The sequence below is a fragment of the Caballeronia udeis genome (genome assembly GCF_001544555.2).
GTDB classification, from domain to species: Bacteria; Pseudomonadota; Gammaproteobacteria; order Burkholderiales; family Burkholderiaceae; genus Caballeronia; species Caballeronia udeis.
This window is the reverse complement of the sequence record NZ_FCOK02000028.1, coordinates 52459-75003: the sequence shown is the minus strand read 5'-3', so window position 1 is coordinate 75003 and position 22545 is coordinate 52459. Positions and strand designations below refer to the sequence as shown.

General features: G+C 60.2%; 18 protein-coding genes. 3 read left to right on the top strand and 15 right to left on the bottom strand.

The window, feature by feature from the left end; genetic code table 11:
- Positions 1-59: 59 nt before the first annotated feature.
- From AWB69_RS20470 to AWB69_RS50365, 5 genes are all read right to left on the bottom strand, one after another.
- Positions 60-1085, bottom strand: a complete 1026-nt coding sequence (locus AWB69_RS20470; protein WP_062088050.1) for an aldo/keto reductase — start codon at positions 1083-1085, stop codon at positions 60-62.
- Positions 1086-1238: 153 nt separating this feature from the next.
- The gene (gene hutG, locus AWB69_RS20465) at positions 1239-2033 is read right to left on the bottom strand and encodes an N-formylglutamate deformylase (RefSeq protein ID WP_062088048.1); all 795 of its coding nucleotides are present in this window, start codon (positions 2031-2033) and stop codon (positions 1239-1241) included.
- A gap of 71 nt (positions 2034-2104) precedes the next feature.
- Positions 2105-3070, bottom strand: coding sequence for a LysR family transcriptional regulator (locus tag AWB69_RS20460; RefSeq protein WP_062088046.1), 966 nt, complete (start codon positions 3068-3070; stop codon positions 2105-2107).
- A gap of 152 nt (positions 3071-3222) precedes the next feature.
- Positions 3223-4077, bottom strand: a complete 855-nt coding sequence (locus tag AWB69_RS20455) for an oxidoreductase (protein ID WP_062088044.1) — start codon at positions 4075-4077, stop codon at positions 3223-3225.
- 538 nt (positions 4078-4615) lie between these two features.
- Positions 4616-4750, bottom strand: a complete 135-nt coding sequence (locus tag AWB69_RS50365; protein WP_269447487.1) for a hypothetical protein — start codon at positions 4748-4750, stop codon at positions 4616-4618.
- Between the two features lie 322 nt (positions 4751-5072).
- Between AWB69_RS50365 and AWB69_RS20450 the strand changes: the two genes are divergently transcribed.
- Positions 5073-6149 carry a hypothetical protein gene (locus AWB69_RS20450; RefSeq protein WP_063977864.1) on the top strand — a complete coding sequence of 359 codons (1077 nt, stop codon included), beginning with the start codon at positions 5073-5075 and terminating at the stop codon, positions 6147-6149.
- A gap of 39 nt (positions 6150-6188) precedes the next feature.
- Here AWB69_RS20450 and AWB69_RS20445 read toward each other — a convergent pair whose 3' ends face one another.
- The 9 genes from AWB69_RS20445 to AWB69_RS20405 all read right to left on the bottom strand — a co-directional run bounded on the left by AWB69_RS20445 (position 6189) and on the right by AWB69_RS20405 (position 17512).
- The gene (locus AWB69_RS20445) at positions 6189-8051 is read right to left on the bottom strand and encodes an extracellular solute-binding protein (RefSeq protein WP_082913490.1); all 1863 of its coding nucleotides are present in this window, start codon (positions 8049-8051) and stop codon (positions 6189-6191) included.
- A gap of 70 nt (positions 8052-8121) precedes the next feature.
- Positions 8122-9762 (bottom strand): peptide ABC transporter substrate-binding protein, encoded by a 1641-nt coding sequence (locus AWB69_RS20440; protein WP_062088042.1) that lies wholly within the window; start codon positions 9760-9762, stop codon positions 8122-8124.
- 205 nt (positions 9763-9967) lie between these two features.
- A complete protein-coding gene (locus tag AWB69_RS20435; protein ID WP_062088039.1) occupies positions 9968-12748 on the bottom strand; it encodes a TonB-dependent receptor in 2781 nt (926 codons plus the stop codon).
- Between the two features lie 374 nt (positions 12749-13122).
- Positions 13123-13698 (bottom strand): helix-turn-helix domain-containing protein, encoded by a 576-nt coding sequence (locus AWB69_RS20430; protein ID WP_062088037.1) that lies wholly within the window; start codon positions 13696-13698, stop codon positions 13123-13125.
- A 17-nt stretch (positions 13699-13715) separates the two neighbouring features.
- On the bottom strand, positions 13716-14921 hold the full coding sequence (locus AWB69_RS20425; protein ID WP_062088035.1) for a tetratricopeptide repeat protein: 1206 nt from the start codon (positions 14919-14921) through the stop codon (positions 13716-13718).
- Between the two features lie 9 nt (positions 14922-14930).
- Positions 14931-15362, bottom strand: a complete 432-nt coding sequence (locus AWB69_RS20420) for an ExbD/TolR family protein (RefSeq protein WP_062088033.1) — start codon at positions 15360-15362, stop codon at positions 14931-14933.
- Between the two features lie 9 nt (positions 15363-15371).
- On the bottom strand, positions 15372-15794 hold the full coding sequence (locus AWB69_RS20415; protein WP_062088031.1) for an ExbD/TolR family protein: 423 nt from the start codon (positions 15792-15794) through the stop codon (positions 15372-15374).
- A gap of 12 nt (positions 15795-15806) precedes the next feature.
- Entirely contained in the window at positions 15807-16724 is a 918-nt protein-coding gene (locus AWB69_RS20410; protein WP_062088029.1) for a MotA/TolQ/ExbB proton channel family protein, read from the bottom strand.
- A 77-nt stretch (positions 16725-16801) separates the two neighbouring features.
- Entirely contained in the window at positions 16802-17512 is a 711-nt protein-coding gene (locus tag AWB69_RS20405) for an energy transducer TonB (RefSeq protein WP_075643957.1), read from the bottom strand.
- A gap of 1435 nt (positions 17513-18947) precedes the next feature.
- On the opposite strand from AWB69_RS20405, the gene AWB69_RS20400 reads away from it, so the two are divergent.
- Together AWB69_RS20400 and AWB69_RS20395 are read left to right on the top strand one after the other, a co-directional pair.
- Positions 18948-19214, top strand: coding sequence for a hypothetical protein (locus tag AWB69_RS20400; RefSeq protein WP_062088025.1), 267 nt, complete (start codon positions 18948-18950; stop codon positions 19212-19214).
- Between the two features lie 264 nt (positions 19215-19478).
- Positions 19479-21323, top strand: coding sequence for a hypothetical protein (locus AWB69_RS20395; RefSeq protein ID WP_062088023.1), 1845 nt, complete (start codon positions 19479-19481; stop codon positions 21321-21323).
- Between the two features lie 480 nt (positions 21324-21803).
- Here AWB69_RS20395 and AWB69_RS20385 read toward each other — a convergent pair whose 3' ends face one another.
- Positions 21804-22487 carry a DJ-1/PfpI family protein gene (locus AWB69_RS20385; RefSeq protein WP_062088019.1) on the bottom strand — a complete coding sequence of 228 codons (684 nt, stop codon included), beginning with the start codon at positions 22485-22487 and terminating at the stop codon, positions 21804-21806.
- Positions 22488-22545: the final 58 nt, after the last annotated feature.

Sequence of the window (22545 nt, the reverse complement as noted above, 5' to 3'; positions counted from 1 at the left end):
GGTTGCGCTCGGCGCGCGTAACCCGCCTGTATAAACGGCGTGTACCCCAACAGTACCCTCTACACCGGTGACGGATTGCGGTCCGCGAACCCGCGTTGATGCCAGTACGGATACGGCAGCGGCAATGTGCTCGCTTTATCCAGAGCGGCGATCTGCTCCGCACTCAACGACCAGCCGATACTGCCCAGGTTCTCGCGGAACTGCGTCTCGTCGCGCGCACCCACGATCACGTTCGCGACCGTCGGCCGCTGCAGCAGCCAGTTCAACGCAATCTGCGGCACGCTCTTGCCGGTTTCCTTGGCCACGGCATCCAGCGCATCCACAATGCTGTAGACGTATTCGTCGGCAACCGGCGGTCCCATGTCCGCCGTCTTGTGCAAGCGGCTGTTCGCCGGCAACGGCGCGCCGCGACGGATCTTGCCCGTCAGACGTCCCCATCCCAGCGGACTCCACACCATGGTCGACACCTTCTGGTCGAGTCCCAGCGGCATCAGCTCATGCTCGAAATCGCGGCCGGTCAGCGAGTAATACGCCTGGTGCACCGAATGCCGGGCGAGGCCTTCGCGGTCCGACACCGCCAGCGATTTCATCAAGTGCCAGCCGGAAAAATTCGAGCAGCCGATCACGCGGATCTTGCCCGCACGCACGAAGTCGTCGAGCGTGCGCAAGGTTTCCTCCACGCGAGTCAGCGCGTCGAAACCATGCAGTTGATAGATGTCGATGTAGTCCGTGTTCAGGCGCTTCAGGCTGCCGTTGATGGCCTCCGTCAGATGATGCCGGGTCGAGCCGACGCCGTTCACGTCCGAGCCGAACGGAAACGTCCCTTTCGTCGATACGATCACCTGCGAGCGGCGTCCGGCAATGGCCTTCCCCAGGATCTCCTCCGCCTGACCGTCGGAATAGACGTCGGCGCTGTCGAACATCGAGACGCCCGCCTCCAGCGCAATGTCGACCAGGCTGCGCGCACCGTCGGCGTCGGTACTGCCCCACGCCTTGAAGAAATCATTGCTGCCGCCGAACGTGGCGGTGCCCAGACTCAGCACGGGCACCTTGAAGCCCGTCTCACCCAGTAAGCGATATTCCATATCCACTCCTTGCCATTGAAAGCCACTGAACCGCCACCGCGCCGTCGGCGCGAGCAGGCGGCTTCGTTGATGCATGGGCCATGTTAAGAGAACACTGTAATTCGCGCTTGGACGCCGGCGGCCATAACAAGCCTTGCGCTCAAGCGAGCACGGTTACAGCCCCCGGACCACATTCAGCGCAGCGCCCACCATCTCCTTCACAACGACCTGAACCTTGCCGGCCGCTTCAGGCGCGTAGTCGAACGGTTCGGTCTCATGCATGTAGGTCGACTGGCACATTTCCAGTTGTATCGCGTGAATGCCGCTCTCGGGCGTTCCATAGTGACGCGTGTTGTAGCCACCCTTGAAGCGGCCGTTGGCGATCCACGTATAAGCGCTCCGCGCGGCGACATCCGTGACGGCCTGCAAGGCGCCGGGCGCCGCCGTCCGCCCATCCTGCGTACCAATGTTCAGGTCGGGAAGCTTGCCCTCGAACAGCCGCGGCAGCACGCTTGCAATGGAATGCGCTTCCCACAACAAGACGTTCGGATGCGCCGCCCGCAACCGCGCCAGTTCCACTTCAAGCACGTCGTGATAGGGCTGCCAGTAAGTGACCACGCGCCGCGCTTTCTCGGCGTCATCGGGCTGCGTGCCATCACGATACAGCGGCATGCCACGGAAGGTTTCACCCGGGCATAGACCGGTGGTTGTCTGGCCCGGATAGAGGCTTTCATCATTCGATGGACGGTTCAGGTCGATCACATAACGCGAGATGCGTGCGCCCAGGATTGTCGCGCCCATCTCGCGGGCAAAGTCGTACAGACGGTCGAGATGCCAGTCGGTATCGGCAACGGTCAACGCTATGTCCGTGTACAACGGCTGCAAGCTCTCGGGAATCCGGGTGCCCACATGCGGGATGGAAATGAGCAGCGGAGCGTCGCCGCGATGCAAGGTGTAGAGATCGGTCATGATGGATTCCGGGCGAAGTAGGTAGGCAGAACAAGTGTCGAAAAAAGCTCGATAGGCAAGTCGATAAGCGGTTATTGGAGCGCGTCGTCCGGCAGGGCCGGCAGCGCTTCCTCCAGTGCCGGCCGAATGCGCTGGTCAAGCACGCCGCGCGTCAGGGAGATGAGCTCGGCCGCAAAACCGTCCCATTCGCTTTCACGATGCAGCAGGAAAAAATCGCGGCGTGCAAGGCCGCCGGGCGGGAGTGGCAACACGTCGATCTCGTCCAGATAGTGACGCGCCTGCCATAAGCAAAGCGGCGTGGAGATCGCGAAACCGAGGCCTGCGGCAACGAGGCTGAGCAGGGGATCGGTGGCGTCGAATTCATAACGCCTCGGGCTGTCGATACCCAGGTGCCGCGCAAAGCGCTCCACCTGCTGGCCAATGACCGAACGCCCCGTATAACGAATCAACGGCAGGCTGCTCGCAAGCAAACGCCAGTCCGCCGCCGGCCGCGACGCGAGGAAACGCCGCGACGCCACGGCCACGAACGCCTCGGAGAACAACGGAATCTCCACTATGCGAGGGTCCGAAATGACAGTCTGGGTGCAGACGGCCAGATCGATCTCGCGATCGTGCAACTGCTTGGTCAGCCCCGGTGTCAGTCCCGACCACAACGCAATCTGCCGCGACGAACCCGACAACGCGCGAATCAGTTCCGGGCCCACGGTCGCCGCGAACGAGTCTACGCAGCCAAGCCGCACCGAAGCGTTGCCCACATCCGATACCTCGTCAATGCGGGCGCTGACGCGTTGCGCATGATCGAGCAAGGGCGTGGCAAGTTCGAGCAACGCGCGCCCGGCGCTGTTGGCACGCGGCGGACGGCTGTCGCGATCGAACAGGCTCGTGCCCTGCTCGCGTTCGAGCGCCGATACAGCCTGGCTGATTGCACTCTGGCTCACGCCGAGTTGCCTGGCAGCGGCGGTCATTGAACCTGTATCGCAGACGGCTACGAACGCCTGCAGCGCACGCAGGTCGATGGGGTGATGCGGTCGTCTCATAGGCGCTCCGGGCAGCGTTTTCCGTCGATAAGCATAAGTTTGCCTTATGCAAAATGTTCGCGGAAGCGGCGTTTCGTGCAATCGCGGTAAGGTGCGGGCGTGCGGTGGCGCCTGCCACATACGCCACCTCATGCGCCGCCCGATGTTCCGGCTTAGCGCGATCCTTCCGGAAAGTCGGCGCCGACCGTCGTCTTTTCCCACACGTCAAAGTCGTGAGTCAGCGAGGCGACTTTCTTGCGCGCCAGTTCAAGCGCTGCTTTGCCGAGCAGCAGACGCAGCGGCGGAGTGTCCGAGAGTGCGGCGTCAATGATCGCCTGCGCCGCGCGCACGGGGTCTCCCGCCTGATTGCCGCTGCGCGCTTCGGTCTGCTTGCGGCGCTCGCCCGCGGTCGCCGCATAGTCATCAATGCGCGTAGCCGACTCCTTGATCGATGGCCCGGCCCAGTTGGTGCGGAATGGTCCGGGCTCGACCACGAGCACGTCGATGCCCAGCGGTTTCACTTCAATCGCGAGCGACTCCGAGATGCCTTCCACCGCGTATTTGGTGCCGTGGTAATAGCCCGTGGCCGCGAAACTCGTGATCCCGCCTATCGACGAAATGTTGACAATGAGGCCGCTCTTCTGCGCACGCATGACGGGCAGCACGGCCTTGGTCATGTCGACCAGGCCGAACACGTTGGTCTCGAACATGGCTCGAACGGCGTCGTCTTCACCTTCTTCAATCGCTGCCAGGTAACCGTAACCTGCGTTGTTCACGAGAACGTCGATACGTCCGAAATGCTTCTGCGACTTCGCAACAACATCGGCGATCTGCTTGCGGTCGGTCACGTCGAGTTGCAGCACCAGTGCGCGGTCCCCGTGGCCTTCGGCGAGATCGCCGAGCTTCGACGGGTCACGGGCGGTCACCACGGCGCGCCACCCGCGGTCCAGCACGAGCTTCGCCAGCTCGCGGCCGAAACCGGTCGAGCAGCCGGTAATGAGCCATACGGGATTGTCTCGATTCATCATGGAAAGCTCCTGTCTATAGATCGGAAAGTCGTTTGTATTAATGCAGCGGAATAAGGAGGGCTTCCGGGATACGAACGTCCGGGTTCTTCGCCAAAACCACGCTCGCGTGGAAATCCCCGCTAGAGCTTACTCGCGATGCGCGAATGCAGCACGGAGCAGCCGGGTTAAGGTTTCCGGGTTCCCGGGTTTCCGGGTCGTGGCTTCAGCTTGCCTGATTCTGCTAGCGGCGGCTGACTCAAGGTCGAATCTGATTTTTAGTTTTATTAGTTCGCGGCCACGAAGGACTTTCATTTCGACTTTGCCAACGCACAGAAAATTGTGCGAAAGCGACGCGGGCAAACATGCCCTTCCGCACTTTCTTTAGTAGATGAATGCCCCTTTTTTTAACATGCCGAAATAATCCGACGCCCTCGAACGGTGCAGCTATCCGGTCCGAAAGGCATGGGTAATATCGCGTCGTTCAAGTTACTGTCATAGCCGTCAATCCGGCCCTGTCCAAACACCGATACAGCCACCGGTTTATATTGCTTCGATGACCCTACGCACTATCGATCACAAAATGCGTAATGCCGGACGCCACGCCTGGATCGGCAATCGTGCCGATAAACGCGTCCGGCTGCAGCATTTCGTATTGCGGATGCATCCAGCGAATCAGGGCGTCGGCGCTAGACAAAGCAAGGCACCTGTCTCAAACGCGTATTAAGTCATTGTCATAAACAAGACGGTCAAGCTTACTGTGTATTCAAAACGACGGTAGCTCTTGCCGTCCAATAATGATTTTACAAACCGCATTGCGCGCGTTCCTACCGAAAAATCCGTACGCGTGATTGCGGGTTATCCGAACGCTGCTAATCCATCCATCTATGTCTCACATGTCCGGCATTTTGGCGGACACATGGTATTTGTATCTTCCACGATGGTTATAACGGCGGGTTATTCAATGGCCCGATTCAAATCAGAAAGAAATTCCAGTTTAAGGAAGTGGACGACCAACAATGGAAATTTTTCCTTGTACGCTGGTCTTCGTCGATGTCGACGCAACCGCCAGTCCCAATAGCACGAGTAAAGATCCGTTGTCCTACGCCCGCCAGGCGCTTTGTTTAAACAAGACCTTGCTTCATGCAGGCATGCCCCGGCTTAATGTCTTCACGAATGCACTGGACGCGGTCAACGCCTGCTTTTCCCTCGTACCGGAAGAGCGGCGTCCGTTCGTGCACGAACTGATCGCCAGCGTCAATGTCCCAAGGAATACGGAGTTCTACGGAGCGCATTTCAAGCTCGACCTGCTTGAACAAGTGGCCGGCATGCTCGCGCCCGACATGCTGTTGTTGCTGCTCGATTCGGACATTGTTGCCATCCGGCCCCTGGACGACGAGCTGCTTCACCTCTGTGCCGATGCAGGAATCGGCGCGTTTGACATATCGGATCAGGTGTTTCCCGCTTACGGCAGTGCCAACGTCATCAAGGATCTGGAGATCGTGGCCGGCCGGCACCTGCTTAATCCGCGCTGGTATGGCGGCGAATTTCTGCTGAGCACAAGCGCGTTCCTCAGGGCATTGGTGCCTCGCGCACGCCGGCACTGTGAACGTTATGTCGCGGAGATCGCGAATTTGCGGCATCACGGCGACGAGTCGTTTATCTCTGCGGCACTTAATACGCTGGCCGACGAAGGGCAGCAGATTGTGGAGTTGGGCGCGTACCAGGCCATCGGCCGGCACTGGACCGGCAACACGCATCGTGACCTCCGATGGTTCCAGCACTGCTGCTTCGTCCATTTGCCCGACGGCAAGGCGTTGATCGAACGCGAGTCGCGTTATTCCGGCTTCAACCCGAACCGCTTCTGGCGGGCGGTGTCCACGGCACATCTTCTCAACCGCGCGCGCTTTGGCATCAAGCTGTGTTTCGAGGCAACCCCGATCGCGCCGCAACTGCGCAAGATGATCGTGCCGGGCAAGCCCGCTGGGTCAAGCGACGAACCGGGTCGGGGGCCTGACTCGCCGGAGCCCGGCCCGGTGAGCGCGCTGCGCGTAAAACGCCACCTGAACGAAAAGAACGATGAGCCCGTGTCCTGAGCCAAGGGCTCAAGGAAAAACTCCTGCCGCCTCGCTATTTCACGCCGCCGCGCCCGCTACGATAGAAGCCGCAAGCAACGCCTGCGTATAGGGATGTTCGGGCGCTTGCAACACGTCCAGGGTGTCGCCCATCTCCACAATCCGCCCAGCCTTCATGACCGCCACCCTGTGCGCCATCGCGCGCATCACGGCAAGGTCGTGCGTGATGAACAGGTAACTCAGCGTGTATTTTTTCTGCAGCCACGTGAGCAGGTTGAGCCGCGTGGCGGTCTCGAGATCGTTTAGCGTCTGCGCTTTCAATGCAGCGTCGATCATCGCGTCGGCGGCTTTCGAACGAACCCCCGCATAGTTCTCCGAGCCGGGCTGCGAGGCTGCCGCGCTGCCGAAGCGGCGCGTCAGTTCGCCGCCCGGAATAGTGACCGGCGGGTAGATATACGTGGTCATGTCAAAGTCAAACGCGTCCATGCGCTTCTCATACAACGCACTGTCGAGTTCCCGCAGGTGCGCTTGCACACCGAGCGTCTGCAACTGCTGGATGTACGGCAGGATGACCCCGTCCATGCCAGGTTGGTCGTCCATGATCTCGATGGTCATCGGTGTGCCGCTGGCATTGCGCAACGCACCGTCGCGATACCGCCAGCCCGCTTCGTTCAGGAGCGCCTGGGCTTCGCGCAAATTGGCGCGCAACGAATGCGGCGGCACGGTGTCCGGCTGCTTGATCATCGGGCCGAATACGGCGGCGGGAAGCGTCGAGCGATACGGTTCGAGCAGCTTTAGTTCTTTCGCATCCGGCACGCCCTGCGCGCCGAACGGGGAATCCTGGAAGTAACTTCCCGTGCGACGATATAGACCGTAGAAATACAGCCGGTTCAGCCAGTCGTAGTCGAAAGCGAGCGTCAACGCACGTCGCACGCGAACATCCGCGAACAGCAGCTTGCGGGTATTGAAGATGATGCCCTGCATCTGCGCCGGGCCATCGGGGAATGCACCTTTCCTGAGCGACCCGTTGCTGAAGTTCTTGCCGACGTACTTGCGCGCCCAGGTCGACGATGAATACTCCGCGCGCATATCGGTGTGTCCCGCCTTGAAATCTTCCAGCGACGTGTAGTGATCCGTGAAGAGCCTGAACGTGATGCGCTGGAAGCGATACATGCCGCGTCGCGACGGCAGGCCGGCAGCCCAGTAATCAGGGTTGCGCCTGTAGGTGATCTGCTTGTCGTTCTTGCGTTGCTCGATCAGGTAGGGACCGCTTGCCACCGGCGGCACATCCGAAATCTGGTCGAACGGCGGCCGCGTGCCGTCCGCTCTCATGCCCCACTTCGGCGAGAAGACCGGCAGGTCACCCGCGATCAGCGGTGCATCGCGGCGCGCTTCCCTGAAGTCGAAGCGCACCGTCAGGCGATCGATCACGGTCGCGCGGCTGATGCTCGCGAACTGCGAGTTGTAGATCGGCGAGGCCTGATGGCTCGCCAACGTGTCATAGGAATACTTCACGTCGACGGCGGTGATCGGGTCGCCATTCGAAAAACGTGCGTTGGGATTGATATGGAACGTAGCCAACCTGCCGTCCGGGGCAACCTCCACGTCGTCCGCAATCAATGGATACTCCGACGCCAGTTCGTCCCAGCTTCGCTGCATCAGAGTGTCGAACATCAGGTTCTTCAGGTCGGGCGCGGGTGCGCCGCGGACCAGGAAGGGATTCATCGAATCATAGCTTTGCTGTTCATCGTAGTTCTGGAAATTCATGTCGCCGTTAGCCGGCGCGTCCGGGTCCGCATAGTCGAAGTGCGTGAAGTTCGCCGGATACTTCGGCTCGTCGTATTGCGCAATCGACGGCCTCGCGAACGTTTGCGATGCAACGAGCAGGGCCGCAAACCCCAGCGTGATAAAGCCTCTATTCATCGTCGCTTGCCGCCGTTGCCCTGAACGCTGATTGCACGTCGGACCCTGGCCGCACGCATGCAATCAACGTTCAATGCTTGATGATGTACATGTCTTCGCTGCGGTAATGGTCCATCGGGTTTTTCGTGGAATAGCCGCCCACGTAGCTCTTCACGAGCCGCACCATCGTGTATTGCAGCAGCGGCAACATGGGATAGTCTTCCATTGCCACCTTGCCCGCTTCGGTCTGCAATGTCTGGCGCGTAGCCGGGTCGGTTGAGTCGGACGCCTGGTGCATCAGCGCATCTGCTTTGGCGCTGCACGCCTGGTTGTCGTTCTGCTCGGAGCCGCATTGAACCAGCGTGAGGAAGGTGCTCGCGTCGTTGTAGTCCGCCACCCAGCCGTTGCGCGCGATCTGATAGTCGCCGTCATGCCGCTTCTTGAGCAGCACCTTGAATTCCATCGTCTGGATTTCGGTATCCAGGCCCAGCTTGGTCTTCCATTCGGAAGCAGCGAAGATCGCCATCTTCTTGTGATACTCACTCGTGTTGGTGGCGAACTGCAGCTTGGTGCCGGGTTTCACGCCCGCCTCGGCCAGCAGCTTTTTCGCTTCGTCCACGCGCTTCGCCATTGGCCACGAGGCCCAATCGTACGCGCTGACGTCGGCGCCCTTCACTCCCTTGACGATCACGCCATACGCCGGGATCTGACCGTCGGCCGTCACGCGCTGCGCCAGGATGTCCCGGTCGATGACCATGGACAGCGCCTTGCGCACACGCACGTCCTTCAGGAGCGGGTCCTTGTTGTTGAACGAGTAATAACGCAAGCCGAGCATGGGCGCCGCGCGCATCTCGTTCGGATACTCCTGTTTATAGCGGGCGTAAGTGCCCGAGGGAAGCTGGTTCACCCAGTCGTCACCGCCGGACCTGTACAGGTCCACGTCCGTGTTTTCGTCTTCCACCGGCAGGTACGTGACCTGATTCAGTTGAACGTAAGCGGCGTTCCAGTACTGCGGATTTTTCACCAGCACAAGACGATTGTTCACCTGCCAGTCCTTCAGCATGAATGCGCCGTTGCTGACCAGGTTGCCGGGTTTGGTCCAGTCCTTGCCGTACTTTTCGACGGCCGCCTTGTTCACCGGCCCAAGGTTCGTATTCGACATCAGGTCGGGCAGGAACGGCACCGGATTCGGCGTCTTGATTACCACCGTGTACGGGTCGGGTGCGCTCACGCCAAGCGACGCCACCGGTTTCTTGCCCGCAACAATATCCGCTCCGTTAAGCAGGAACATGCCGTAGGTGGTTGCATACGGCGAAGCCGTTTTCGGATCGACGAGACGCTGGCATCCGTACACAAAGTCAGCGGCGACCACCGGCTCGCCGTTGGACCACTTCGCATTCTTTCGCAGATGAAAGACCCACGTGGTGGGGTCCTTCATTTCCCACTTTTCCGCGACGCCGGGGACGGTTTCGCCGTCGGCGCGCGTCGCGGTCAGCCCTTCAAACAGGTCCCGCGCGACGGTGTTGGCCGGCACGGACTCCGCCACGTTCGGGTCGAGTGTCTCGACTTCCGAGCCGTTGTTGCGCACCAGTTCCTGCTTCGCAGCGAGTTGCACGCCAGGAGGAACGATTGCCCCCTGCACGGTGCCGGCGAGCATGAAGCCACCCAGGACAAGTGCCGACGATACGCGGCGAAGAGCGATTGAAGGATGAGGACGTGGTGAGAAAAACATCTGGAAACTCCTGGTATTCATTACTTCCGCGCCCGGCCTTCGCTGCGACCTTGAGCACGTCATGCGATGAGGTTTCGAAAGATCGATGTTTGAATCGAAAGGTCCGGGTCGAGGACGATGAGAGCACGCCAAAAACAAGGCCGCTCCAGCGCCGCCTAAGGCGCGCCGGAGCGACCGCTCCATCCGGCAAACAACTACAGCGGCATCAGAACTTGTACGTCGCGCCGACCTGTGCGAAGCGGCCAATGTTCGTGTAGATCGACTGGTCGTAGCCGTTCTGATCCAGCGTGCCATTCGCAAAGATCGGATCGTACGGCGGCGCACGGTTGAAGATGTTGTCGATGCCGCCGAAGATCGTCCAGTGCTTGAAGCCCGTGTACGTCATCATCAGGTTGAACTGGCTGTACGACCCCACGTGCGACGGCCCGCCGGCAACCAGATTTTGCGCATACGGACCTGTGAACTGCCAGGTCAACGCTGCGTCAAACTTGTTGTACGCCCAGTCCAGCGTGGTGTTGCCTTTCCAGCGCGGGAAGCTGCCACCGAACGGCTGTGTGATGGTGTAGTCATTGCCCGCACCATTCACCGGCGCCTGGCCCGGAGAGCCGAGCTTGAAGCTGTTCACGTAAGCCCAGTCACCGGACAAGGTGAACGTCCCGGTCTTCGTCGGCAGCGACTGGCGGAACGTGCCTTCGAAACCGTTCGTGTCGAGATAGCCGAGGTTCGCGTACGGGATGACCTTGTACAGGAGATCGCCCGTTACCGGATCGGTGACAACCTGGGAAGGCGAGCCTTGGCCAATCACGTTATCGACACGAATCTTGTACCAATCCAGGCCGATATCGGTCGTACGGGTAGGCGACAGCTGGAAGCCGACGGTGAGGTTACGAGTGCGCTCGGCTTTCAGGGCCGGATTACCTTCCGTGATCGATGTGTAGTTCTGGCCGGTGGTCTGGTCCACCTGGATACCCTGCGTCCGCGAGTCGCTGTCCTCAACGAACGTCGGTGCACGGAAGCCGCGGTTGTACGAGGTGTACATCGTGAGCGCCTGAACCGGCTGATAACGCAGCGCGAAACGCGGCGAGAACGCACCGCCCACATCGCTGTAGTGGTCATAACGGCCCGACTGGCTGAACGTCAGCGCGCGCACAATCGGAATGTCCACCTGGTAGTACACGGCGGCCACGTTGCGCTGGCCGTTCACCGTCTGCAGAATCGGGCTGATAACTTCGCCCTGCTCGAATGCCGAACCCGGGGTCATCACTTCGCTCTGATGCGTGAACTGCGCCCCAAACCCGAGACCCACGTCGCCCGCCGGCAGACTGAAGAGGTGTGGCGTGGACAACGTCGCGTCAACGGTATCGAGCTTCGAGATCGCCAGGTTATTCGCATCCTGGTACAGCCCATTGAGGCCGTTCGGCGTAGCCGCCGGATTCGAGAAATCGAACGTCCCGTTCTGGTAAATATTGTTCAGTACGTTGGTGTTGAGCTGGTTCGTATAGGTGTTCGAAACCGTGCTTTGCGAGTGACTGATCGACGTCGCCCAATCCCACTCGCCGTTCGGCAGGTTGAACGAACCCTTGAGGCCCGTTGACGCGCGCCAGTAGGTGGCATACGTGTCTTCCGCTACCGCGCCCGGGAACGCGTACGTAAGCGGCGTGGCCACCCCGAACGGGTTGAACGGATTGCTCGCCGGCACAGTGAAGTTGAACGGAGAAAGCAGCTTGGTCGCCGGATTCCACACGAGTGCGGGGACCTGTGGATTGCCAATAACGTTGTTCCACAGACCGTCGTTCGTGGTGGTCTTGTTGCTGCTGATCAGGAAGTCGCCGAACGCCGTCGTTGCATCGTTGATCTTGAAATCGGCGTGAAGCTTCGCGTTCAAACGCTCGGTCATCGGTGCGATGGACGTGCTTTCTGCGGAGTTGTAGCCGCAGATCGTGCCCGGCAATCCCGATGTCAGCGAGTTGGTGCCTGCGGGATGCACCGCACCGCCGTTCGCGCAGCCGCTCAATGCCTGCACGCTGCCGTCGGGCATATTCCAGTACGACGGCGCGAGCAACGAATGGCCGCCCGGCTGATTGGTGAAATCCTGAGCGCTCGTCGCGTCGCGGTCCGCGAGCGTAAAACCGTTCGACTTGTAGTAGCTTGCGGCGGCCGTCACGTTGAAGCGATCGGCGTTGAGATCGCCAAAACCGGCGAGCACGCCGAATTTGGTCGTGCCCGCGCCGCCGCCCTGGCTGATGGCGCTGCCGTAGCTCCCGTCGAGTTGCAGCCCCTGAAAGTCGTGCTTCGTGATGATGTTGACCACGCCCGCAATAGCGTCCGAGCCGTATTGCGACACGGCACCGGCCTTCACGATTTCGATGCGGTCGATGGAGTTCAACGGCAGCGTATTCAGGTCAAAGAAGGAGTCGACGCTGTTCGAGAAGAACGCGAACGGCGCAACGCGCTGTCCATCCACCAACACGAGCGTGTACTTTTCGCTGAGACCACGCAGGGCAATACCCGCGGCGCCTGCAGCAAAGTTGCCGGACTGGCCTTCGCCCCAGCTATTGGCCGAGTTGGCGGAGGTCGTGCGCAGATAGTCGGCGACGGTCGTGGCGCCGCTCTGCACAATGTCCTTCTGCGTAACCGTCTGAACCGCATTGAAGCCGACCTTGTCGGCGCTGCGGATCAGCGACCCGGTCACTTCGAATTTCTTGATCTGCTGGACGCCCTTGTCAGCAGTCGGTGTCGCGGTGTTGTTGTCCGCGGACGCTGCTGCAGGTGTGCCGGATGCCGATGCCGGTGCCGCCGCTGCAGCAGTGCCGGATGCCGGCGCCGCCGCTGCTGCCGGTGTGCTTTCCGTCGTCGTTGCGCCCGCGGCTGTACCCGTGGTGGCTGGCTGGCTTTGCGCAAACGCCGGTACGGCGATTGCGGCTGATAATGCTAGTTCAGCCCAGACTATTCTTTTGATGGCCAGCGCCAATACCCGTTGTTTCATTTTTCCCCTTCTCGCTCGTAAGTAAAGCCACAGCTGTGTGTGAAGAGAGGCCTTGTGGACCTCTCCACTCGATATACGGCGTTCTTGCGCCGCGCTCCGTTAAAGCTGACCCGTGCTTCTACTGCCCGGCATCGGGTCAATAGCGCACCAAATTGCAAATACAGACAGAAGACGGGACACTTCAGATACTTTCATATCGGACTACTTATTTATTACAAACGAAATGCGCAGCGCTTTCTAATTGTTTTCACTTCCACTACTTTGCATGATGGACCGGGCAACGCCCCTCCATCAAAGCAACCTTGCAACCATCCATTAGCAATACTTATTAGCACTATGTCAGTGCTTTTAGAGAAAGTACGGAGCGAAGGCACCTAGAACAATCTTGGCGTGCCCACCCATACGACCACAGCTTCTTCGCGAGCGGTATTGCTCCAGGCGTGAGGCACGGTGGACTCGAAATGCGCGGTGTCACCTGCCTGCAATACGAACGTTGTCCCTTCCAACGTGAGCGATATCTGGCCGCTCGTCACATACAAGAACTCTTCTCCGGCATGTGTCGTGACTTCCGATGGGTTCTGTCCCACCGGCATCCTGACGAGAATCGCTTCCAGCTTGGCGCCTACCGCCAGGTTCGTCAGCCGGCCAAAAAGATTCGCGGTTCCGTCGAACCCGAAGTACGTAAGCTCACTCCCTCTACGCACTGACTTGTCTTCGGTGGGCGTATCAACGAAGTACTGCACCGTGACGCCCAGAGCTCGCGCAATGCCAACCAGCGATGTAATGGAAGGCGTTGCCTGACCTCGTTCCACCTGCGATAAAAAGGGTTTGGAAATCCCCGCGCTCGTCGCCACTTCGTCCAGCGTGCGCTTGAACCGTTGACGGAGTGCGCGGATTTTTCTTCCTATTGAAACTGCGATCTGTGCCTTGTTATCGAGTGGCAAAACCATAGCAAGACATAATCCCGTTATTTTGACGCCACCATCACCCACAATCGGGCGAGGTCAGCCGAACCGTCGGAGCCTTTCACCGCACGGAAGGTTTGCACTGCGCGAGCTTTGTCGCCTGACACGTAGTAGGCCACGCCGAGATGCAGCTGTGCCTGGTCAGGGTGATCGAGCCCACCCTTCGCGATGGCCGCCTCCATTGCGGCAAGACCCTGCTTGGTTTGCCCCGCGAAGACCTGGTTGAAGCCGACGTCGACCGGAGCTACCGGGTTCTCCGGATCAGCCGGCGCTTGCGCCCGCTTCGCGGCTAGTGCCTGCAAGCGCTTTTCACGATCCGCCTGTGCATCGTGGCCCAGAACGCCTGACGCGAATCCCTGGTCGATCACCTGCTTACCCTCGGCCGTGGTTCCTGCCACGATCGCGAGCTGGGTCATCTCCATGTAGTCGTCGACGGTGGTGAGCGAACCGGTCGCGCGACGCAACCGATAGGTGTCTATATCGAGCGCCGACGAATAGCCCGGCTTCGTGCGGATCGATTGAAACAGATCGTCCCAATACGACTGCTTCGGGTGATAGGCGACCAGTTTTTCGAGCGCGCCGCGGTACGTCGTGTCATCTTTTACACGCTGCGCGCAGGTGCCAAGCAATTGGAGTTGCGACTCGTCGGGCGCATGGGCAGCACGCACCTGTGCGTCGATTCCAGGCTTGAGCAGACCCACCACATTGCTGCAGTCGTTCGAAAGATAGTACGACTGCACAAGCAAGGTGCGCATATCGGGATCGCTGCCGCCTGACTTCTGATAGCGCTGTGCGACCTTGATAGCCTGTGGGTAGTTCTTTTCCTGAAAGTAGATGCTGGCGAGCGCCTCGGTGGTGCGTTGTTCGTCGGCGCCGCTCAGGTGCCCTGAACTCAGCAAGGTTTCGTAGGCCTGGGCAGCCACGGCTTTGTTGCCCGCCGCCGCCGCCGCAGCGCCGCGCATTTCTTCGACCATGAGGCTTTCGTACGGTGTCTTTCCCGGCACCGCGGCAGCCTGATCGATCTTCGTCAATGCTTCCTGGTACTTGTGCGCGCGATACAGATCCTGCGCGGCGTTCAGCGGCTTCGCCACATCCGGCCGCAAGGTGTCCGCGGCGTAAGCCGTGACCGGCAGCACGACGAGCGCCGACAGCCCGCAGGTAGCGGCCGCAATGACAGCGTGTTTGAACCGATGATGGATCGTCAGCATTCCACTTCCCTATTGCATGTACTGCTCATTGCCGATCAGGCCGATTTTCGTCGCGCCCAGTCGTTGAGCGGAAGCCATCACCGCGGCGACATCCCTGTACGGCACCAGCTTGTTGGGCCGCAGATGAATTTCCGCCTGCACCGGTTCGGCGGCCACCTGTGCGAGCCTCGATTCGAGTGCCGCACGGTCAGGTACCGCCTGGCCGTTCCAGGTCGTGGTGCCGTCGAAGTCGATATCGATCTGCACCACTTCCGGCTGCGTGATCGGCGGCGGCGGATTGCCGATCGGCAAGTTCATCTTGATGGCGTGCGTCTGGATCGGGATAGTGATGATCAGCATGATCAGCAACACCAGCATCACGTCGATCAGCGGCGTGGTGTTGATATCGACCATCACATCCGGTTCAGCATTGCCACCGCCCGAAGATACATTCATTCCCATGGTGGCTTCCTAGCCGCCGCGCGCAGGCGGCTCAGTAATAAACGAAACCTTGGCAATACCGGCGCGTTCGCACTCGGTAATGACCCGGCCGATGAATTCATAGCGCGCGTTCTGGTCCCCACGAACATGCACTTCCGGTTGCGGCGTCATGACCGACACGGTTTTCAGGCGTGTCAGCAGCGTCGGCGCATCCACCAGCTTCTCGTTCCAGAAGAAATCGCCGTCGCGATTGACCGCAATGACGATACTTTTAGGTGTGGTCTGCAGCGGCTGGATCGTCTCCTTCGGCAATTGCACCGGCACCGTATGCGTCACCACCGGAATCGTGATCAGAAAGATGATCAGCAAGACCAGCATTACATCGACGAGCGGTGTGGTGTTGATACTGGAGATCACCTCGTCGTCATCATCTTGCCCAACGCTCATAGCCATGGCGAACTCCGCTTAATTGGCCAGCGCTGCTTCGCGAGCCGTAGCGCGTGCCGAGCGCCGGCTGCCCGCCAGCAGGACCGTGTGCAGTTGTGCGCCGAACGCACGAACACGCTCCATCACCGACTTGTTGCGGCGAACCAGGAAGTTGTAGCCGAGTACCGCCGGCACGGCCACGGCGAGACCGATCGCGGTCATGATCAGCGCCTCACCCACCGGGCCGGCGACCTTGTCGATCGAAGCCTGACCGGCAATACCGATTGCCGTCAGCGCGTGATAGATCCCCCACACCGTACCGAACAGACCGACGAACGGCGCTGTCGAGCCGACCGTACCGAGGAAAGCCAGGCCGTCCTGCAGACGATTCGATACGTTGGTGATGGCACGATCAACCGAGGTGTCGATCCACGTGTTGCGGTCGACGGCTTCGAGCAGTGCTTCGTCGTGATGCTCGCCGGCCTCGATGGCTGTTTCGGCGATGAAGCGGAACGGCGAAGCTTCGTCGAGCATCTTCGCGCCTTCGACTAGCGACGGCGCGGTCCACAGCTGCTCGTCGGCGCTCTTCGCACGACGGTTTGCACGAAACTGCTCGAAAAATTTGGTGATCATGATGTACCAGCTGCCCATGGACATAAGCACCAGCAGGATCAGCACGAAGCGGGCGACAAAGTCACCGTTCTTCCAGAGCGCGCCGAGACCGTATGGGTTAGCAACGGTTTCGGACGTGGCCGGTGCCGGCGGCGGTGCCGCTTCGTCTGCGGCCGAGCCGGCCGTTTGCGGTGCGGCGGTGGCCGTGGGGGTAGCAGTGGCCGCAGCGGACGCGGTGGCGTCGCTAGCTTGCGCGTGGGCCATATGCGGCGCCACAAAGGTATCCACCGTGGTTACGGCGAACAACAGGGTTGCCGCCAATGCGGCGAGAGTACGCTTTTTCATGCCTGCTCCAAGTTCATTAGTACAACTTCTAAACCAAGACTGATAAATCGCAACCGGTACCGGACAGCCAGTGGGTTTCAGTTCAGGTTAAACGAGAACGGAACTTGCACACGGACAGCCTGGCCTTGGGAAACGCACGTGAACTGCCTGACCGCGTTGAACGCTGCACGGTCGAGTGAGGAATCTTCCGCAGACCTGGCCACGCGTTCATTCGTAATATGACCCTGTGGGTCCACCGTGAATTCGATCAGCACATCACCCGTCACGTTGTTCTCCTGCGCTTCCTTCGGGTAGCGAATCGACGAACGGATCTGATCCGAGTTCGGGCACACAACCCCTACTTCGGTGCTCACGGGCTTGCTCGGCGCGGGAGGCGCCGGCGGTGCGGGCGGCGCTACCGCGGGTGCCGACACGACCGGCGCGGCCTGGTGCGTGATGGTCGGCTGGGGCGGCGTTTGCACCTGCACTTCCGGCGGTGGCACGAACGGCGGCGGCGGCGGCGCGAACTTCGGTGGCGGCAATTGCACGGTTGGCAACGGCGGCGGAGGCGGCGGCTTCACCGGCTCGATGATTTTCGTTTCAATAGGATGCTGGATGACCTGTACGACCTTGGTGGCAAGGCCGTTGATAAGTGCATAGATCAGCACGATGTGCAGGAGCAGAACAACTGCGATTCCGCAGAAGCGGCGCACAGGGTTTTGCTGCTTGCGCCCGAACTCACGTGGGCGTCCCGGCCTCTCCATACGGACCGTTGCTGCCGGGAATTGCCCTTCGACTTTCGTACCCACCTTTACTCCTCCGGCGTGAATCGTCCATTTCTGTAACTGCAGTGCGCTGACATGGGGCGACCAACGTTCACCTCGGAAAACCGCCTGCGTCTATCCGGCCCTTGATTTGCACTCCGAATTTATAGGCAGCGTAAACCCTGATGCGTTGACGCGGATACGGCTGTGAGACGCGCCAGCGGTCCATCAAACCCGCCGAAGATCATCTAAATGAAACGACGATGGATTAAACCCGGCTGACTCATTTCGACCGGCCATGAATACCCGGAGACAATTTAAACGAAGCGCTCTACGACTCCTGAACTTTTTGCGCGATTGTCACCGGCGTTTCATGGGATGCGAAGATAGCAGGACAAAAAATGCGCGGTCAAACTTTATTTGACGACAGCGTACTGAGTTTTAGAGAAAACACTCTAACCAACACCGTACTCGCGTCGCTCTAAAAGAATAATCGTATGCCGCAGCGGATGCGCGCGAGCCTTCGGCAGCTCGTTAATTGGGATTCAGCTGCTATTGCGGCTCTCTATAACACGCCATGAATTGTCGGCTGATGGCGAGTGGTACATGACGTAAACGCCCACTGGGCGGTGCTTTTCGGTGTCTGCGAGGCGCCCCGGGGGACTCCCCGGCAGTACGTTTGACGTGACGATCGAGAGCCGGCCAGAGGTCAGCGTCAAAAGCCAGAAAATAAAAGAAGAGAATCAGTGTTTGAAATTTGTTTAGCGGTATTTACGACACTCTAAATGCGTATTTTCAATACGTCATTTATTAAATTACAAAATATATTCTGAATATTTACATATAGCCAACGACGACAATAATGATCTTCGCGATTTTTATCGCGAGTCGGTAATTAATGCTCATCGATCTCATTTTTACTGTTTCATCACATCCTGTTATACAGAATAATTAATCCTCCCTCCCTATAAGATCTTGTTATACAGAATAATAAACCTGTATTTATTGGAGTATTGGGAGTCAAACCATTGGTATTGGGAGTCAAGCCATTGTTGAATGGAACGGAAAAATCCCCTGGCGTTCAAGTCATTAAGATTACTAATCGATTTTGCAGACTCCTTCTCACCGCGCCTCTCGTTACCAGCCGAACTCGATGTTGACCATGCACAACTCGGTTAGCGGCGGCTTCCGTGGATCAACGCAGGTCGAAAACTCGCACTTGAACGCGACAGCCTGTGATCCGTCGCTGTACTCGGACGTCGGCCGCTTCTTCCACGTTACCGCAACACCCAAGTTCTAACCCGTCGTGGATGGATGTGAGGCTACGCACTGTTTCTCTGGAATAATATTCGGATGCCGAAGCATACTTGCAAGACTTTCTTCGGCGTAATACGGGTGCCACACCGGCTACATTTTTACGCTTGCCCGGCGCATGGGCAGCAAGGACCATCTCTCTTTGCATCAAACGCTGGCGTCGTGAATGGCCTTGCTGCTCCCCGATGTCAAGTCCGTACCAGCTTATCCCGCGCATGGCATGTATTGCGGACAGGCGGACAGCTTGCCGCGATCCAGGGAAGTGGTGTGCCGCGGTTTTCAGAGCATCGACTACGCGCAAGCCGATGTCCTTCGCCATCGGTCTCCCGAAGAACTTTGGCAGGAATCGCACCTGAACCATGACGTCGACCGTTTGTCGACCCACGCCTGCTTCTTCCGCCCGACCGCTTTTTGCACGGGCTCGCTCCATTGATACATCCCGACGGGATCGTGCATGCCTGCTGGCGCTCCGCGCTGATCTCCGCTGTTATCCGCCACACCCAAGTCAGATTCGGACAAGCGCGGCGAGCGAAGCCCTGCATAGCGTGATGCGGGCGCGGGGAAGTGTCGCCGATATGCATCAATGCGGTCTACAAAACATACCGGGGTACTAACTTCTGAATTAATTGCACTATTCTTATATGAACGATCCGGCTGCATCACGAGCCGGCGTCGATACTTGCCCGAGGGGTTCGGCATGAACCTGTTATCTTTTCGCACGCCTGTCCTTTACGCGGCTTGTCGTCGCTGCGGCAACGCGTTGACGCACGGCGAAGAAGAATGCCCGCATTGCGGCACAAATCAGTCCCGGGCATTGGTCGCGCCGAACTCCGTCGACTTCAATAACAGCAACGTCATGATGATGCCCGGGCGCATGCTCGTGCCTTATCCGAGCGTGCCGGAGGAAGTCGACGCTGCGATGAATATTGCACGGGAGCGTGCCCGCGTCGTCCGGCGCGTGGCGTTCGGCGTGGCGGGCGGCGGAATGCTCGCGGTGGCGCTGGCGCTGACTTATGCGCCCGGCCTGAGATCACCCGTGGTTCAACGGCTTGCTGCACTGCCGGAGCCTGCGAGGACACCCGCGTTTATTCCGGTAGCACCCGACAATGCGCCGAAAGCCGCCGCACCGGCAAGCTCAACGACGGTCGTTGCGGCAGCAAAGCCCGCAAACCCCGTCTCGATGACCACGGCAACCACCCCTGTGGTGCCCCATGTGGCGCCTCCAATACTGGCGCAAATTCCAACGCAAATTCCGGCACCAGCACCAACACAAGCACCAACGCTCGCATCGGCACCGAACCCGGCGGCCGAGATGATGGCATCGATCAGGAGCAGGCTGACAGCTGCCATTGCGACCCTGCGCACAGAGAGTTCAAGGATCGCATCAGGCTGGGCAACGGGAGCCGCTTCGAACGCGACACCGGACACCGAGGCACCGATAGTCGCAACGACAGCAGGAACAGCAACAGCAACGCCCGTGACGCCCTCACCAACCCCGGTAGCAGCCCCCCTATCAAAGAGCCTGACGGACGCACCCGCTGCCACGGTCGCACAAAGTCCGACGGCTGCCGCACCGAAGAGCTCACCGGCCCCGGCACCCGTCACGCTTGCGCAGAACACCCCTGCTGCACCGCCACCGACAATAGCCACGACCAAGGCGCCGGCTCAAACGTCTGCCGTCGACACTCCCGCCCCGCTCGCCGCCTTACCGCCCGCGCCGAGCCCCAGCGCGACCGCCGACGTGCCTATCGCCAGCCATGCGCCGCAGCCGTCCATTCCCGCTGAAAAGGAATTACCGAAGCTGTCGTTGCCGCCGGTCTCGCCGGTCATCGCGACTGAGCGTCCGCCGTTGGGCAGCCCGGGGGAAAGCCTCTATTTCGCGCGCCTCGCACTGGTCACCAACGACCTGAGCGCCGTGCAGAAGAACCTGGCCAACGTGCCCGCGAACCAGGTCAACAGCCCCGAGGTCCAGCGGGTCCGCGACGAGCTCGCCCAACGCGAAGCCGCACGCAACACCGCCATGCAACACGCCCGCGCATGCGACCAGTCGGCTTCATGGCGATGCGCACGGCGTTATGCAAAGGACGCGCTTGCTATTGACGCGAGCTACACCGACTCGCGCGTGTTCCTTAAGCATGTGGCCATCAAGATTGCTGAAGCGAAGAAAGCGGCCGAAAGCGCGCAGGCCCAGGCGGCCGCCATCATGCAACGCGGTCCGATGCACCCGGCCCCGATCCGCGAGGCCGTGGCAATCCCGCGCACAGCCGAGGTCGCGAGCACCGGTGGCGCTCCAGCTACGGCCGCCAGCGTGCCGCACCTGTTCACCAACCCGGTCGCACGTGCGCCGCGCGAAACCCACGTAACGCATGAGGCGCGCGAGACCCAGCGCGAGACCCAGCGCGAGACCCATGTGGCGCCGGCAATACCTGAGCCGGTCGTGGCGTTCCAGCCCGTGCCGAACGCGGATGCGAATCCGTCCGAGTCCAAGGCGCCGGACAACGGCGCACCTATTCGCCCTGCCGGTCGCGGTGAAGCACATTGAAGCGCAGCGAGGCTTGACCGGAGACCGTACTCCGCATCAAGCCTCGCCGCCAATCACGCCTGCTTAACTCCCGCTGGAATCGTCTCGATCGGCGTCTTCGCGTCCTGACTGGTTGCGGCAGACCATGTCGACAGGGTCGTCGCCCGGACTATCGCGGCTTACACGGCATCGGGCATACATGGAACGACGGCATGCAGCATGGCCCCACCGATTTCCTGGCCTGTGCCGCTTTTCTATTGGCTTTGCGTTGCGCTCTGCGCGCCTGCCTGGACATCGTTGAAGGCGGCAATGGTGGCAATGGCGGCGCGGCCGGCGTTGCCTTGGCGCTCCGGCCAAATGCGTCGGGCGTCGCGCCCAGCACTATGCCGAGCGAGCCAAGAACCGTGATCGAAGCAACCCGTACGCGTGGCATGACACTCGCCTCCTGTCAGAAGCATGCCCGCCAACCCGAGTTACCGCATCGGCACTGCGCCGGGCCTGCTATCCATTCAATCGAGCCGCAGCACGTTCAACGATTGCTGCCCGCTGAGCACGCACTGCTTCGGCGCGATTCCACACCAGGTCGACCACGGCCTTCGGCGCCGTGTCGGGTGTACCTGAATTAAAGGGCGGAGCGGGCGCATATTCCAGCTGAAGCTGAATTGCCTGTGCTTCGGCTTCGCCGATCAAGCCGATAAGAAGTGTCAGCGCAAAATCGATGCCCGCGGTCACGCCGCCGCCCGTCATCAAATTGCCATCCTGGACCACACGTTCCTTCACCGGAATCGCGCCGAAGCTCTCCAGGAAATGATGGGCCGCCCAGTGTGTGGTCGCACGCCGTCCGCGCAGCAAACCTGCGGCGCCCAGGACCAGCGCACCCGTGCAGACCGATGTGACAAAGCGCGCCTGCGCAGCCTGCCGCCGGATGAAATCGAGCGCGGTGTCGTCCTCCATCAACTCGCCCACCCCCACTCCGCCCGGCACGCACAACACATCGAGCGCGGGGCAATCGGCGTACGTGATGGTGGGCGTCAGCGCGAGGCCGCTGCTCGCCTTGATCGGATCGAGCGTTTTTCCGATCAGGTGGACGGTTGCGCCGGGGACCGACGCGAACACGTCATGCGGGCCGGTCAGGTCGAGCTGCTGAACGCGCGGGAAAACAAGGAAGCCGATATGCAACGTCATGGCGATGAACCTTCAAAAGGAAGTGGACGCACTAACGATACCTCGCTACGATTTGGCG

What these genes read in the sequence shown, in the direction of transcription:
- AWB69_RS20470 (WP_062088050.1), bottom strand. Translation starts at nt 1,085, where the DNA reads ATGGAATATCGCTTACTGGGTGAGACGGGCTTCAAGGTGCCCGTGCTG.
- hutG (WP_062088048.1), bottom strand. Translation starts at nt 2,033, where the DNA reads ATGACCGATCTCTACACCTTGCATCGCGGCGACGCTCCGCTGCTCATT.
- AWB69_RS20460 (WP_062088046.1), bottom strand. Translation starts at nt 3,070, where the DNA reads ATGAGACGACCGCATCACCCCATCGACCTGCGTGCGCTGCAGGCGTTC.
- AWB69_RS20455 (WP_062088044.1), bottom strand. Translation starts at nt 4,077, where the DNA reads ATGATGAATCGAGACAATCCCGTATGGCTCATTACCGGCTGCTCGACC.
- AWB69_RS20450 (WP_063977864.1), top strand. Translation starts at nt 5,073, where the DNA reads ATGGAAATTTTTCCTTGTACGCTGGTCTTCGTCGATGTCGACGCAACC.
- AWB69_RS20445 (WP_082913490.1), bottom strand. Translation starts at nt 8,051, where the DNA reads ATGAATAGAGGCTTTATCACGCTGGGGTTTGCGGCCCTGCTCGTTGCA.
- AWB69_RS20440 (WP_062088042.1), bottom strand. Translation starts at nt 9,762, where the DNA reads ATGTTTTTCTCACCACGTCCTCATCCTTCAATCGCTCTTCGCCGCGTA.
- AWB69_RS20435 (WP_062088039.1), bottom strand. Translation starts at nt 12,748, where the DNA reads ATGAAACAACGGGTATTGGCGCTGGCCATCAAAAGAATAGTCTGGGCT.
- AWB69_RS20430 (WP_062088037.1), bottom strand. Translation starts at nt 13,698, where the DNA reads ATGGTTTTGCCACTCGATAACAAGGCACAGATCGCAGTTTCAATAGGA.
- AWB69_RS20425 (WP_062088035.1), bottom strand. Translation starts at nt 14,921, where the DNA reads ATGCTGACGATCCATCATCGGTTCAAACACGCTGTCATTGCGGCCGCT.
- AWB69_RS20420 (WP_062088033.1), bottom strand. Translation starts at nt 15,362, where the DNA reads ATGGGAATGAATGTATCTTCGGGCGGTGGCAATGCTGAACCGGATGTG.
- AWB69_RS20415 (WP_062088031.1), bottom strand. Translation starts at nt 15,794, where the DNA reads ATGGCTATGAGCGTTGGGCAAGATGATGACGACGAGGTGATCTCCAGT.
- AWB69_RS20410 (WP_062088029.1), bottom strand. Translation starts at nt 16,724, where the DNA reads ATGAAAAAGCGTACTCTCGCCGCATTGGCGGCAACCCTGTTGTTCGCC.
- AWB69_RS20400 (WP_062088025.1), top strand. Translation starts at nt 18,948, where the DNA reads ATGGCCTTGCTGCTCCCCGATGTCAAGTCCGTACCAGCTTATCCCGCG.
- AWB69_RS20395 (WP_062088023.1), top strand. Translation starts at nt 19,479, where the DNA reads ATGAACCTGTTATCTTTTCGCACGCCTGTCCTTTACGCGGCTTGTCGT.
- AWB69_RS20385 (WP_062088019.1), bottom strand. Translation starts at nt 22,487, where the DNA reads ATGACGTTGCATATCGGCTTCCTTGTTTTCCCGCGCGTTCAGCAGCTC.